This window comes from Mycolicibacterium lacusdiani (assembly GCF_021916785.1).
In the GTDB taxonomy this organism is placed as follows: domain Bacteria; phylum Actinomycetota; class Actinomycetes; order Mycobacteriales; family Mycobacteriaceae; genus Mycobacterium; species Mycobacterium lacusdiani.
In genome coordinates, this window is sequence record NZ_JAKCFC010000002.1 from 177,667 (window position 1) to 191,528 (window position 13,862).

Sequence of the window (13,862 nt, forward strand, 5' to 3'; positions counted from 1 at the left end):
ACTAATCAATGGCCGGGCACCAGATGTCCTCACGATGCGTCCTCCAGATGCGGCACCCGTGGAGTGGGATAGACGAGTCAAGATGCTGCCTGCGGCCATCCAGGTTCGGCATCGCCCGGAGGCGACGGTTGATCCTTGAAGCCCGTCATGATGTCGAGACGCTCAGCCTCGTTGTCCGGCATGCTGTCCGCGCATCGCCGCTGTAAGTCGGCGGAGGGAAAAGCCTTACTCGCCGGATCCAGGGAGGGGCCCCAGCCCATCGTGCTTGAGCCGGCAATGAACCAGGGCCCGAATACGTTAGTGGCTGGTGCAGGCAGAGGTCCCCGCTGAGACTTCTGTTGCGGCGGTAGTCCGTTCGGCGTTGGCCCGGATTGATTGAGGGTTATTCGCCAAGTTGAGATGCCAGCGAAGGGGCCACCTGGAAATGGTGCCACGCCGTCTTTTGTCTCACTGGAGCCGACCGATATGTACTTTCCGGGCCTTAGCTTGCTTGGAACGAATTGAGTGTATTCGCCCACGCAGACGGTCGCCTGATACCCGCCATCAGCGATCGTCAAGTCCAGTAAGTGATTTGTGTTGTAACCATAGTGGGGCACGGTTTTGGGAGCATTGCCCCTAAGCCAGAAGAGTGGACGGACTGCGACGTGCTCGTACGAGTAGTTGCCTTCCTGCGGACTGTTCTCCGGTGTGGCCTCCGTGAAACCTGGATAGACGTTGTTCTTGTCGAACGTCAATGAAGCGGTGGCGTATGACTCGAGATAGGCGCGCACCGCGACCGCTGGCCCGGCGGTCAGATCTATATCTGGGGGCGACGTCCAATGAAATCGGAACTGGCTCAGCGCATTCGGCCAGTTGGGTTCTTGTCCTGGCTGAACTGGGGTCGATGACTCTCCCGGAGGTGAGGCGTCGCCTCCGCAACCAACCGTGAGCGATATCAGCGCGATGGCGACTGCGGTTCGGAGCGCCCTCATTTTTGGGGGTAGCTTCCGACAACGGCGGCGGAGTACATCGTCCAGTAATCGTTGATCAGGTCATTGGTCTTGCCTTGTGGATCAAGAGAACCCATGTACGCCTTGACTGCGAGCTGGTAGTCGTCATAAGCCCTATCACCGGTTTGCGGCGGCGCGATCAGGTCGCCGTCGCGGAGATAGGGTTGCAAACCGGATGGATCGCCGTACTGCGCGTTGGCCAAGGCCTCCGCCATCTGCCGCTGAATTGGAAAGGTGTCGGGCAGGCTGAGATTTGGGGGTGTGTCGCGTACGGGTTCTGGACCGATGAGGACGTCTTTCCCGAGGCCGATTGCATCGCTGACCGGCTCCCCGCCGGGTAACAGTCCGGCACCATAGAGTGACATGTCAAGCAACCGAGAACGGAGTTCCCACGACTGGTGCTTCGCGTCGAACGTCTCACCCATTCGGTCGCTCGCCTCGTCGTACGACCCCAGGTCGAGCGCCGCCTGCAACTTCGCGGCTGACCTCATGGCTGTGTCGTCGTCAGAGATTCTGGGGTCTGCAACTGACACAGCTGTCTGCTCGAATGCCTGATCAATGTATCCCTTTGAAGAGTCGAAGAGAATCTCACTCGCAGTCTTTGGTCCAGTGGCGCCCAGCGCTTGGTCGTGAGGCGGTTGGTCTGAGAACAGCACGCTCATCAGTTGCCGGGTGTTGGACGGCTGCGCAGCGCTTCCGTCGGGATCAAGGGGCGAGAACAAACCGTCGTTCCCACCGAAGTTCTTGCCCACCATGTCGTCGTAATACGGTGCAAACGCGCGTGCCATGTCGCGAGTGAGCTCAGGGTTCACCTCTCCGAGGGATTGGCCGTCCGCGCCTGCGAGGCTGAGCAATTGAGGGGAGTGCCCGCTCGTAAACTCGGCGAGTGCGTGTGCGGTTTGCGCTGCTCGTCCTGTCGAGTCGTTCGCCGCTGTGTCGCTCACCCAGTCGAATAGGCCTCCGGCCGCGAGCCCATCGTCCTGCCATTGATGTTGAGTGAGATTGTCGAGGAAACGCTCGCCTTGCGGGCTCAGTACCGTCTGCTCGCCGAATGGCCCAGTCTGCGGAGTGCCCACGAGCGCTTCGTGAATGACCATGTCGTCTTTGTTGACCGCGTTGAACATGTTCTGCAGCGTCGGATCGACCAGGGTGTGGTGCCAGCGTGGACGATCGCTCTCGAGATCATTGCCGGGCACCGCCCAACCGTTGGATTGCTCGAGGAGACGCTCGCTTTGTCTGAAGAGGCCAGCATCCAGGTCGGTGCCCTTCTGCAGAGACGAATCTCCCCTCTGAACGACGTCGGCGAGGTCGTTGAGCCCGCTGACGGGAGTCGAAGCGCCGATCAGTTCTGGCGGACCCATCGAACCGTCTGGGTTCTTCACCGGCGGACCGTACTCAAGGGGCGTGAGCACGGGCCCATCGAGCACCTGCTGAACCCCGTCGGGTAGCGCGTGCTTGCCGCCACTCGCAGGGTTGTCCAGCGACGGTGGCACGGTCTCGGGAAGGCCCGTCTTGATGTTCGGATTCGACGCGAGTTGCATGGCGTCGGCTACTCGGTTTCCCGTGGCGCCATTCTTGTCCATGACCGCTTTGATCTCGGCCGGAGTCTTGTCGCCGAATTCACGCGAGAAGTTCTGCAGATACGACATCTGCTCTGGCGGCATCGTCGCCGTCCCGTTGTTCAGGGCGGCCTTCTGATCGTCCGAGATCTGGGTGTTGGTCTCGATTCGCTCGCGCTGCTCGTCGGTCAGCGTTCCGTTCTGAAGGGCCTCGGAATCGGCCTTGCCTTGCTCGGCCGGCGACTTCTCTTCCTCCTCGTCCTTCTTCTCTTCGTCGCTCTTCTCCTCGCCCAACGGGTCCTCGTCGCCCTTGCCCTCTTGGGCGAACTTCTGCCCGGTCCCGAGCGCCTGGTACTCGCCCTTGATCTTGTCGATCTCGCCCTTGACCTTCTGCATCTGGCCGTCGGTGTTGTTGATGACCTCGGTGAGCTGGCCCAGGCCCTTGCTCACGATCGTCATCTTCATGCGCTCACCGGCCTGGTTGTTCTGCGTGGTGGCCGCGGCATCGTGCACCCACTTCTTCACCGAGTCGAGGTCGTTGCGGCCGGAGTTCACCAGGTTGGCGGCGTTGGTCACCTGGGTGCCCAGTTGCTTGTCGAGGTCGCCGATCGCGCCGATCACCCGCTGATGCTCGGTGTTGGCCGCGCCGTAGGCCTCCGACGCCCCGCCCGACCACCGCGAGCCGGGCGCGGCGCCGTCCATGGTCGACTTCAGGTTGTTCAACGTGCTGCTCTGATCGAACTTCTCGCCGGTGGTCGGGGTGCCCTCGCCGTAGGTCTGGCGCGCCTGCGACCACGTCGCATCGAACCCGTCGATCACGCCCACTCGCAGCACCCCCGGCCGTCCTACACCCGAGCCTCGATTATCGCCGACGGCCGGGCAGGGCAAGAGCACTTGTTGTGTTCCGGCGCCGTCATCGAATGTCGACGGGCCCGGGAGGACGACGCCAACCGAGCGCCGACGACCCGGAAACCGCTACTTCGGCGCGATGTACCCCACGGGTCCGGACGCGACGCACACCGACAGCGCCGACGTGTTCGCCCGCACGTTGAGCGCGTCGCCCGCGCCGGAGAGCCGGACGAACACCCTGTTCAGACCCGGCCGCACCGGCACCTTCACCTCGCTGCCCTCCGACAGCGACAGCGTCATCGAGCCGTCGCTATTGGCCAGGTAGTTGACCTCGGCCGTCCACTCCGACGGCAACAGCGGCCCGTCGAGCGGAATCCGCGCGGGCGCGTCCGGCTGCACCAGGTACCCACACTGCGGCAGCGGCCCCGGCTCCATGAACCGCACCCACGTCACCTTCGCGTCGAGCAACCGGCCCGACATGTCGAGCATGCGCAGGTTCGTCGTCGTGTCGGCGAACTCGGGTCGCCCGGGCGACAGCGCGAACACGTGACTGGCCAGGTTCTCCGGCCACTGGATGCGCTGCAGGATCAGCGGATCGACTTCCTGATCGAGCATCGGTGCGTCCGACTCCCGCCCCGCCTGCGCGAGCGCGGCCGAGCCCGTCTCCATGTAGGCCTTCGTGGGGTTGTCCTGCCAGATCGCGTCGAACGTCGCCGTCGAGTACAGGCTGCTCCCCACGAATAGCGCTGCCAGACAAGCGATGACGACGTCCCGCACCCGTGACCGGTCCAGCCGACTGGACGTCTCCCGGTTCGGTGCGCACAACCCCACCGCCGCCAGCAGCGCCAACACCACCACCAGATCCGGCAGGTAGCGCAGCGCCTGCGCCAGCTCCAACGCCGTGAACTCCGAGGACCGCATCAGGTAGATCGGCACCTGGCAGGCGACGGCATACGCTCCGGCCACTGCCCACACGGCTCCGATGCGCTGCTTGCGGGCTACGGTCACCGCGACGACGGCGGCCAAAGCCAGCCATCCGAGCGCCATCACGACCACCGACGGCGTCGCCCACGGCGAGGCAGGCGCCCACCGCTGCCACTCCCACGGCCCGCCTACCAGACCCGGCACGATTCCGTGAGTCACCGAGCGCAACAACAGGTCCCACGTCATGCCGAGGTCGAAGCTCCACCGCTGCTGATCGACCACCAGCAGGTACACGCCGACCCACGCTGCCGTCACCGCCAGGCACGCCGACCACAGCCGCACGCCGCGACGCCACGCCGTCCGCACCGCCGAGCCGTCACCCGTCACGTGGACGAGTAGTGCGGTCACCGCGAACGCCACGAACGGGATCACCGCGGCCTTCTCGAAGAACGTCAAACCGACCAGGAACGCCACGGTCCCCGTGACGGCGTAGCGCCGGTTGCCGGTGCGCACCAGCAGCACGGCGTCCGCGCACACCCACGCCAGCGCCGCCACCATCGGCAGTGCGTTCAGCGCCGCGGCCCACCACGCGAACGACGGCAGGGTGAGCGGCGTGAACAAGGCGAAGATCAGGGGCACCAGCAGCACCGGCCGCCAGCCGAGCATCACGTGCAGCGCGCGCAGCAACGCCAACGACGCGACCAGCTGTAGGACCAGCAGGCTCAGCGCCGGCCCGATCCACTCCAACGGCGCCAACCGCGTGATGCCGCCGGCGACGAGGAACGCCCCTGGCATCACGTGACCGTCGTGGTCGTCGAACAGGTACGACGGCGACAGCAGCCCCTGGGTGCTGGCCCGCCCGGTGAGGATCAGGTCGTCCCAGTAGAAGTAGCCGTGGAATGCGACCACCGCCCGCACCGCCAACTGCAGCGCGATCAGCGCAGCGGCGGCGCAGGGAACCCAACCGACCCCGGGCCTCCGCATTCCTGCCCGCCGGATCATCCCCGGTCGCTGCGCTCCTGCCCGCCGGACGTCCACGTTCGCCGACTGTACGTGCCTCGGTATGGTGACCCGATGCGGACTCTCGTCACCGGCGCGGCCGGTTTCATCGGATCGACGCTGGTAGACCGCCTGCTGGCGGACGGTCACAGCGTCGTCGGCGTCGACGACCTCAGCTCCGGCAGAAGCACCAACATCACCCAGGCCGAGCAGAGTGACGCGTTCGAATTCGCCAAGGCCGACATCGTCGAGGCCGACCTCAACGGGTTGCTCGCCGACGTGAAGCCCGAGGTCGTGTACCACCTCGCCGCGCAGATCTCGGTGAAGCTCTCCGTCGACGACCCGCAGCGCGACTCGAGCGTCAACGTGGTCGGCACCGTCCGCCTGGCCGAGGCCGCGCGCAGGGCCGGCGTCCGCAAGATCGTGCACACGTCGTCCGGCGGCTCCATCTACGGCAAGAACCCTCCCGGCTATCCCACCACCGAGGAGATGCCCGTCGATCCCTCCTCGCCGTATGCGGCGAGCAAGGTCTGCGGCGAGGTGTACCTCGACATGTTCCGCAACCTGTACGGCCTCGACTGCAGCCACATCGCGCCTGCCAACGTCTACGGCCCGCGACAGGACCCCCACGGCGAGGCAGGCGTCGTCGCGATCTTCGCCCAGGCCCTGCTCGCCGGGCGACCGACGAGGATCTTCGGCGACGGCGGCGACACCCGCGACTACGTGTACGTCGACGACGTCGTGGACGCCTTCGTCCGCGCGGGCGGGGAGGCAGGCAGCGGCCTGCGCTTCAACGTGGGCACCGGCGTCGAAACCTCGACGCGCGAACTGCATACGGCGATCGCAGCAGCCGCAGGCAAGCCCGACGAGCCGGAACTGCACCCGCCTCGCCTCGGCGACCTCAAGCGGTCGCGGCTCGACATCTCCCGCGCGCGTGGCGTGCTGGGGTGGACGCCCCAGGTGGCGCTCACCGACGGTGTGGCCAGGACGGTCGACTTCTTCCGCGAGGACTAGCGGTCCTCCGGCGTCCGCGCACCTCCGAGCGCGACGGCACGCGTCAACTGCGCGTACTTCAGCTCGAGGTCCTTGAACCGCATGTACGTGCTGAGCGTCGTGAACAGGAACACGATGATCAACGCGTACCCCAGCAGATCCGAACCACGGTCTACGCCAAGCCAATTGGCCAGCACCGTCGTGTCGTCGGGCCGCAGGATGGCGTACACCGCGGCGATGACGAACACCACGTAACCGACCTTGACCCACGCTCTGGCCTGCGCGCTGCGCCGTGACCTCAGCAGGTACACCAGCAGCGTGATCACCGCGGCAATCAGCAGCGCCTGAATCCAATTCATCGGCGCATCCTCCTGCGCATCAGCCCGTCGAAGACGATGTTGACGCCGTTGACCAACGGCTGTCCCTTCGACATCGAGTAGTCGGTGTAGATGATCTCGACGGGTTCTTCGGCCACCCGCCAACCGTTCTCGACGATGAGCGAGATGAACTCGCTGGCGTGGCTCATCCCGCTCATGGTGAGGTTCAGGCCGTCGGCCACCGTCCTGCCGAACACCCGCAACCCGTTGTGCGCATCGGTCAGACCGAGCTTGCGGCTGGCCGGGCTGAGCTTGGCGATCAGCGGGAACAGGACCCGCCGCAGCGGCGGCATCCTGGTCGGGACCTGCCCGCCGAAGCGGGTTCCGACGACGACGTCCAGGTCGCCGCCAGACAGCCGGTCGATCATCCGGATCACGTCCTTGACCCGGTGCTGACCATCGGCGTCGAACGTCGCGAACACCGCTGCACCCGGACGGCTGCGGGCGTACTCGACGCCGGTCTGAATCGCCGCGCCCTGACCGAGGTTCACCGGATGGCGCACCACGTGCGCGCCCGCCCGCAGTGCCCGCTCACCGGTGTCATCGGGGCTGCCGTCGTCGACGCACACCACGTTGTGGAAGACCGCGCGCACGTCGGAGACGACGTCGGCGATGACGCTCGCCTCGTTGAAGGCTGGGATGACGATCCACACGTCGTGGTACGCACTGTCCTGAGTGTCGATGCGGAACAAGCTACACGCTCAAGCTGCCGAAACCCTGCGTAGCGCGACCAGGTGAACCACGATCCCCACCAGCGGCCCGCACATCAGCGCGACCACCGTCCGGGTCTCCAGATCAAGGGGCAACAACAGCAGCAGCGTCGACGCGAGGGTGGCCCCCACCCAGCCGACGGCGTACGCGCGGTGCAGCGCCGCCGCGACCGTGGCAGCGCCGGTGAGGGTCAGCAGCGCAATGGCGATCGCCGCCGCGGTGAACCACGCGAGCAACCCGCCGGCGGCCTGGTACTGCGAGCCGAACGCGGTCTGCAGCAGCCACGGTCCGGCCAGACCCGCGACCAGGACCGCCAGCGCGCCGAGCCCGCACACCACCAGCGCGGGTGTCAGCAGCGCGCGCAGGCGGGAGTCCCGCTGATCGACGAAGTGCGCGATCAGGTTGCCCTGCATCGCCGTCAGCGGCACCAGCAGGGGTGCCCGGGTGAGCGTGACCGCGAGGATGACCACCCCACCTGCCGCGCCGAGATCCGACGAGGTCGCCTTCAGAAGCACGGGGAACCCCATGACGAGGATCGCGCTGGCACCTGCCGCGGCGATCGAGTGCGTGGCACCCCGCAGGAACGTCCAGACCGTCCCGGGGGTCAGGATCCGTGCCGCGGCGCGTGCGGCGGGGGAGGCCAGCAGCAGGAGCAGCCATGCCATCGACCCGGCGACCGTCGCCCACAGGTAGCCGACCAGCTGCCACCCGATCAGGAACGTCGCGATCGCCACCGCCACCCGCCCGATGGCGTCGCCCACGATGAGCGTGCCGTACTGACTCCACCGGTTCACCCCGGCCAGCACGCCCAGCAGCGTCGCGTGCACGCAGAACCCGGCGATGCCGATCGCCAGCAGCGCCACGCTCAGCCATCGGGCTTCGACGAACACGTGGCTCGACCACACCGGCGCCGTGATCCCCACTGCCGCTGCGGAACCCAGCCCCACCAGCAGCGCGACCCGCATCGGATGAATCCGTGGTCCCTGTATGTCTTCGGGGTCGACGCCGGCCTGCAGCGTCTCGCGCACTTCGCGGGTCGACTCCTGCAGCAGACCGTTGGCCGCGCCGGCCAGCAGCCCGAAGGCGCCCCAGAACACCGCGAACACGGAGAACCCCGCGGGCTCCAGATCGCGGGCGGCCAGGTAGAGCACGATGTACCCGCACAGTGCGCTGACGGCGGTCGCGATGCCGACGCGGACGACACTGCCCCGGGTCACCGGCCCCAGTGCGGCCGCCGCGCCGTCGCTCACAGATCCGGCAGGGCGGTGGAGTACAGCCAGGCCTGCCACAGCGGCCGCAGCGGCTTCTCGGAATACTTGGCCGCCAGACCCGTGAAGTCGTCGGTGACCGCCGTCGCGTGCCGGTAGCGAGTCGTCCAGTCCCGCAACAGGTCGAAGAACGCGTCGTCGCCGATCGCGCGCCGCAACACGTGCAGGGTGATCGCACCGCGCTTGTACACCCGATCGTCGAACATGTCGCGCGGTCCAGGGTCGGCCAGCAGCAGGTCCTCCCGCGACGACGCCAGGCGCTGGTAGTAGTGCTTGGCCCACTCGTCGGCGCTGCGCCCGCCGGACTCCTCGGACCACAGCCACTCCGCGTAGCAGGCGAAGCCCTCGTGCAGCCAGATGTCACGCCACCGGCGTGCGGTCACCGAGTTGCCGAACCACTGGTGAGCCAGTTCGTGGGCGATCAGCCGCTCCGACTTCCCTTGCCGGTCACAGTGGTTGGCGCCGAAGATCGAGATGCCCTGCGCCTCCAGCGGGATCTCCAGCTCGTCGTCGGTGACCACGACCGTGTAGCCGGTCGCCAGGGGATAGGGGCCGAACAGCTTGACGAACAGCTTCATCATCTGCGGCTGATGAGCGAAGGCATGCTCGAAGTCGTGCCGAAGCCGTTGCGGCACGACGGCTTTCATCGGAACCGGACTCTTCGTCAGCCGGTGCTCGTCGTACATGCCGATCTGCAGGGTGATCAGGTAGGTCGACGTGGGCTCGGCCTGCTCGTAGGTCCACGTCGTCATCGCCGCGCGCGTGCGCTTCGACGTGAGTTCGCCGTTGGCCACCGCGCGGTAGGGATTGTCGGTGCTGATGGCGATGCGGTAGCTGGCCTTGCTGCTCGGGTGGTCGTCGCACGGGAACCACGATGCGGCACCGTTGGGTTGGCCTGCCACCAGCGCGCCGTTGGTCAGCTCCTCGAAGCCGACCTCACCCCACATCGAGCGGATGGGACGGGGATTGCCTGCATAGCGCACCTCGATCGACATCGCCGCGCCGGCGGGCAGGGCCGACCCCAGCGCGACGTGCAGCTTGTCGTGCGACGTGCGGAACGAGTCGGGGCGACGGCCGTTGACGGTCACCTTCGACACCGACAGCGCGTGCGAGAGGTCGAGGGTGAACGTCTTGAGTGACGCCAGGGTGGTCGCGGTGATGGTCACCGCCCCCGAGAGCCGGTTGGCGCTGACCTTGTAGGCGAGGTCCAGGTCGTAGCGCGAGACCCGGTAGCCGAAGTTGCCGTTGCCGGGCAGGTACGGATCGATGACCGGCGCGTGCCTCCGCTGGTGCTTCTTCACGCGGCGTTCTTCTTGGACTTCTGCGCCCGCTCGGCGCGCTTCTTGCGCAACGGGTTCCACGGTGCGATCGGGTTGCCCTGCCAGCGCGACGACGGCGGCACCTCGTCGCCGCGCATCACCAGCGAGGCCGGGCCCACCGTGGCACCGGCGCCGATCCTGGCCGCGGGCAGCGCCACGCAGTGCGGCCCCAGCGTCGCTCCGTCGTCGAGTACCACGGTGTCCATCCTCATGATGCGGTCGTGGAACAGGTGGGTCTGCACGACGCAGCCCCGGTTGACGGTGGCGGCCGGACCCAGGGTCACCAGGTCGGCCTCGGGCAGCCAGTACGTTTCGCACCAGACGCCCTTGCCGATGGAGGCGCCGAGCCCCCGCAGCCACCAGTTCATCACGACGGTGCCGCTGGCCGCACGGGCGAACCACGGCGCCGCGACGACTTCCACGAACGTGTCGGACACCTCGTTGCGCCACACGAACGACGACCACAGCGGGTGTTCGATGGCGTCGATCCGCCCTATCACCGCCCACTTCGCGACGACGGCGATGGCGCCGGCCACCGCGCCGGCGATCAGCAGGATCGCCCCGCCCGCCAGCGCGGCCCACGGGTAGCCGACGTCGGTCACCAGCCACTGGAACGCCAGCAGCATGGCCACGCCGATGCCGAACGTCACCATCATCGGGATGATGCGGCACGTCTCGACCAGGGAGCGCATCACCTTCAGCCGCGTCGAGGGCTCGAACGTCCGCAGTGCGTCGGCGGCGGTCGGCTTGCGCCGCAACCGGATCGGCGGACTGCCCAGCCACGACGAGCCGGCCTTCGCCTTGTGCGGCGTCGCGCTCAGCACGGCGACGAGTCCGTCGTCGGGCACCCGGCGGCCCGGTTGTGTGATCCCGGAGTTGCCGAGGAACGCGCGCTTGCCGACGGTTGCCTTGGCGACGTGAATCCACCCGCCGCCGAGTTCGTAGGACGCGACCATGGTGTCGTCGGCCAGGAAGGCGCCGTCCTCGACGACCGTGAACTTCGGCGTCATCAGCGCGGTCGATATCTCGGTGCCCTTGCCCACCGTCGCACCGAGCAGACGCAGCCACCACGGTGTCAGCAGGCTGGCATACAGGGGGAACAGGTAGTTGCGGGCCATGTCCATCAGCCGTTCGGTCGCCCAGAGCTGCCAGCCAACGCGGCTGCGCACCGGGTGATACCCCTCGCGCAGGCCGACCGCCAGTCCGCGGACGCCCAGCACGGTCAGTCCCGCGTAGACCACGACCGCGAGCAGCGTCGCCACGGGCGTCCACAGCAGCGCCGGTCCGATGGCGTCGCTCACCGACGCGGTGTCGTGCACGGCCCAGCCGAGCACGGCCAGACCCGCGGCGAGCGAAAGGAGCGGGACGCCGCCGAGCAACACCGACGTCACGCCGTACACGGCCACCCAGATCGGGGCGCGGGGCGGCCGCTCGTCGGGCCACGGATGGCGGGCCTTGCCCGACTTCATCGCGGGCGAACCCTTCCAGTACTGGCCGGCCTTGACCTTGCCGACCACACCCGAACCCGGTGCGACATCGGCGTTCTTGCCGACGCTCGCGCCCGGCAGCAGCGTGGTGCGCGCGCCGATCGTGGCGTCGTTGCCGACGTCGATGGGGCCGACGTGGAAGAGGTCGCCGTCGATCCAGTGTCCGGTCAGATCCACCTCCGGCTCGATCGAACACCGGTGGCCGAGCGTGAGCATGCCCGTGACGGGCGGTGCGGAGTGCAGGTCGACGCCCTTGCCGACCCGATTGCCCAGCGCCCTGGCGTAGTACACCAGCCACGGTGCGCCGGCCTGGTTCTCGGCTCCGCTGGCCTCGCCGAGACGCTCGGCCAGCCACACCCGCAGGTGGACCGAGCCGCCGCGGCGGTACGTGCCGGGTTGGAGTCCGCCGAGCAGCATGCGCGCGCCGAGCACCGCGATGCCCATCCGTCCGGGCGGGGTGACGAACAGGAGGAAGCCGGCGAGGATCCACCACCAGCCGATCGGCTGCGTCCACGGCACGCCGACCGACGCGCCGACGTTGTTGAGCAGGGCCAGCCACACCACCCACTGCATGCCGGTCAGCGTCGCTAGCGGCAGCGACAGCGCGACCTGCGCCACCTGGGTCGCCGTAGACACCGGCGCGACGGTGCGGATCTCCACCTTCGGGGGCGGTGCGAGTTCGTCGAGGTAACCGGCCAGCGAACCGAGGCGCGGATGGTCGTAGAGGTCCGCGACCGTCACCTGCGGGTAGCGCCTGCGCAACGCGGCCACCAACTGGGCAGCCGACAGCGAGCCGCCGCCCACGGCGAAGAAGTCGGCCTCAGGACCGTCGATGGGGGCGGCCAGGATGTCGCGCCAGAGCCCAGCGAGCCAGCCCGTCGTGCCGGCGAGGTCGGGGTCGTCAGCAGCGGTGTCGCCCGCGATCGGCCATGGCAGCGCGTTGCGGTCGACCTTGCCGGAGGTGCGGGTGGGCAGTTCGTCGACCAGGACGAGGCGCGGGACGAGTGCGGCGGGCAGCGATTCGGCGAGCGCCACGCGGGCCGCAGCCACGTCGAACGCCGGGTCCGCACTGGCGACGTAGCCGACCAGCAGCGGGGTGCCGCTGGCGGTCTTGCGCACGGCTGCGGCGCCGCCGCTCACCCCGGGCAGGTTGACCAGAGCGGCGTCGACCTCGCCGAGTTCGATGCGGCGGCCGCCGACCTTGACCTGGTCGTCGGCGCGACCCTGGAAGTACAGCCCGTCGGACTCCAGCCTGACCAGGTCGCCGCTGCGGTAGGCGCGCGGCCACTGCAGGGTCGGCATCGGTGCGTACTTCTCGGCGTCCTTCTCCGGATCGAGGTAGCGCGCCAGCCCCACCCCGCCGATCACCAGTTCGCCGACCTCGCCCAGCGCGACGGGGACGCCGGAGGCGTCGACCACCGCGAGGTCCCAGCCAGGCAGCGGCAGGCCGATGCTGACGGGACGTGGCTTCCATCCCGGGTCGCTTCGCTCCTGCCCGCCGGAACCCTCGAGCAGTGCCAGGCAAGCGACGACCGTGGCCTCGGTGGGGCCATAGGTGTTCCACACCTCGCGCCCGTCGACCGCGAGCCGTTCGCCGAGTTCGGGCGGGCACGCCTCGCCGCCGAAGATCAGCAGCCGCACGGCCTCGAGCGCCTCGGCGGGCCACAGCGCGGCGAGCGTCGGCACGGTGGACACCACGGTGATGTCCCGCGACACCAGCCACGGCCCCAGGTCCATGCCGCTGCGCACCAGCGACCGGGGCGCGGGCACCAAGCAGGCGCCGTGCCGCCACGCCAGCCACATCTCCTCGCACGACGCGTCGAAGGCGACCGACAGCCCGGCCAGCACCCGGTCACCCGGGCCGAGCGGGTTGTCGCGAAGGAAGATCTGCGCCTCCGCGTCGACGAACGCCGCGGCATTGCGGTGGGTGACCGCGACGCCCTTCGGCGTTCCGGTCGAGCCGGAGGTGAAGATGATCCAGGCGTCGTCGCGGACCATCGGCTTTCCCGCGCGCCACCCGCGCGACGAGCCATGGCCGCGGACCAGGCCCTGCTCGGTGATGACGCCGACCACGCCGGCCTCGCCGAACACCAGTGCGGCGCGCTCGTCGGGATCGTCGGCGTCGACGGGCACGTAGGCGGCGCCCGCCGCGAGGGTCGAGAGAATCGCGACGTAGAGGGCGTAGCTGCCCGACGGCATCCGGATGCCGATGCGGTCACCGCGTCCGATGCCCCGCTGCGCCAGCCAGGCCACGCTCTCCTCGACGTCGGCGATCAACTCGGCGTAGGTGAGCTGCACGTCCCCGTCGTCGAGGGCAGGCGCGTCGGGGTGCCGCTCGGCGGTGGCGTAGAGGATGTCGATGAGCGTCCGCGGTGGTGGCGCCATCT

General features: G+C 68.2%; 8 protein-coding genes. 1 reads left to right on the plus strand and 7 read right to left on the minus strand.

Annotated elements, in window-relative coordinates:
* Nucleotides 1-967 precede the first annotated feature (967 nt).
* Both LOK44_RS05835 and LOK44_RS05840 read right to left on the minus strand, forming a co-directional pair.
* On the minus strand, nucleotides 968-3,373 hold the full coding sequence (locus tag LOK44_RS05835; protein ID WP_237569089.1) for a TPR repeat domain-containing protein: 2,406 nt from the start codon (nucleotides 3,371-3,373) through the stop codon (nucleotides 968-970).
* Nucleotides 3,374-3,523: 150 nt separating this feature from the next.
* Nucleotides 3,524-5,305: a hypothetical protein gene (locus LOK44_RS05840; RefSeq protein WP_237569754.1), complete on the minus strand. Its 1,782-nt coding sequence runs from the start codon at nucleotides 5,303-5,305 to the stop codon at nucleotides 3,524-3,526.
* Between the two features lie 90 nt (nucleotides 5,306-5,395).
* Here LOK44_RS05840 and LOK44_RS05845 point away from each other — a divergent pair, with 90 nt between their 5' ends.
* Entirely contained in the window at nucleotides 5,396-6,334 is a 939-nt protein-coding gene (locus LOK44_RS05845; RefSeq protein WP_237569090.1) for an NAD-dependent epimerase/dehydratase family protein, read from the plus strand.
* On the opposite strand, the gene LOK44_RS05850 is transcribed toward LOK44_RS05845, so the two are convergent.
* Genes LOK44_RS05850 through LOK44_RS05870 form a run of 5 tightly spaced genes read right to left on the minus strand, consistent with a single transcriptional unit; the run spans nucleotide 6,331 to nucleotide 13,860 of the window.
* The gene (locus LOK44_RS05850; RefSeq protein ID WP_237569091.1) at nucleotides 6,331-6,672 is read right to left on the minus strand and encodes a DUF2304 domain-containing protein; all 342 of its coding nucleotides are present in this window, start codon (nucleotides 6,670-6,672) and stop codon (nucleotides 6,331-6,333) included. The genes LOK44_RS05845 and LOK44_RS05850 overlap by 4 nt on opposite strands.
* A complete protein-coding gene (ppgS, locus tag LOK44_RS05855) occupies nucleotides 6,669-7,382 on the minus strand; it encodes a polyprenyl-phospho-N-acetylgalactosaminyl synthase PpgS (RefSeq protein ID WP_249783072.1) in 714 nt (237 codons plus the stop codon). Before ppgS ends, LOK44_RS05850 begins: the two co-directional genes overlap by 4 nt.
* Before the next feature lie 9 nt (nucleotides 7,383-7,391).
* Nucleotides 7,392-8,651 (minus strand): polysaccharide biosynthesis protein, encoded by a 1,260-nt coding sequence (locus LOK44_RS05860; protein ID WP_237569092.1) that lies wholly within the window; start codon nucleotides 8,649-8,651, stop codon nucleotides 7,392-7,394.
* The gene (locus LOK44_RS05865) at nucleotides 8,648-9,970 is read right to left on the minus strand and encodes a M1 family metallopeptidase (protein WP_237569093.1); all 1,323 of its coding nucleotides are present in this window, start codon (nucleotides 9,968-9,970) and stop codon (nucleotides 8,648-8,650) included. The genes LOK44_RS05860 and LOK44_RS05865 overlap by 4 nt, the downstream gene beginning before the upstream one ends.
* Nucleotides 9,967-13,860 (minus strand): Pls/PosA family non-ribosomal peptide synthetase, encoded by a 3,894-nt coding sequence (locus LOK44_RS05870; protein WP_237569756.1) that lies wholly within the window; start codon nucleotides 13,858-13,860, stop codon nucleotides 9,967-9,969. The genes LOK44_RS05865 and LOK44_RS05870 overlap by 4 nt, the downstream gene beginning before the upstream one ends.
* Nucleotides 13,861-13,862: the final 2 nt, after the last annotated feature.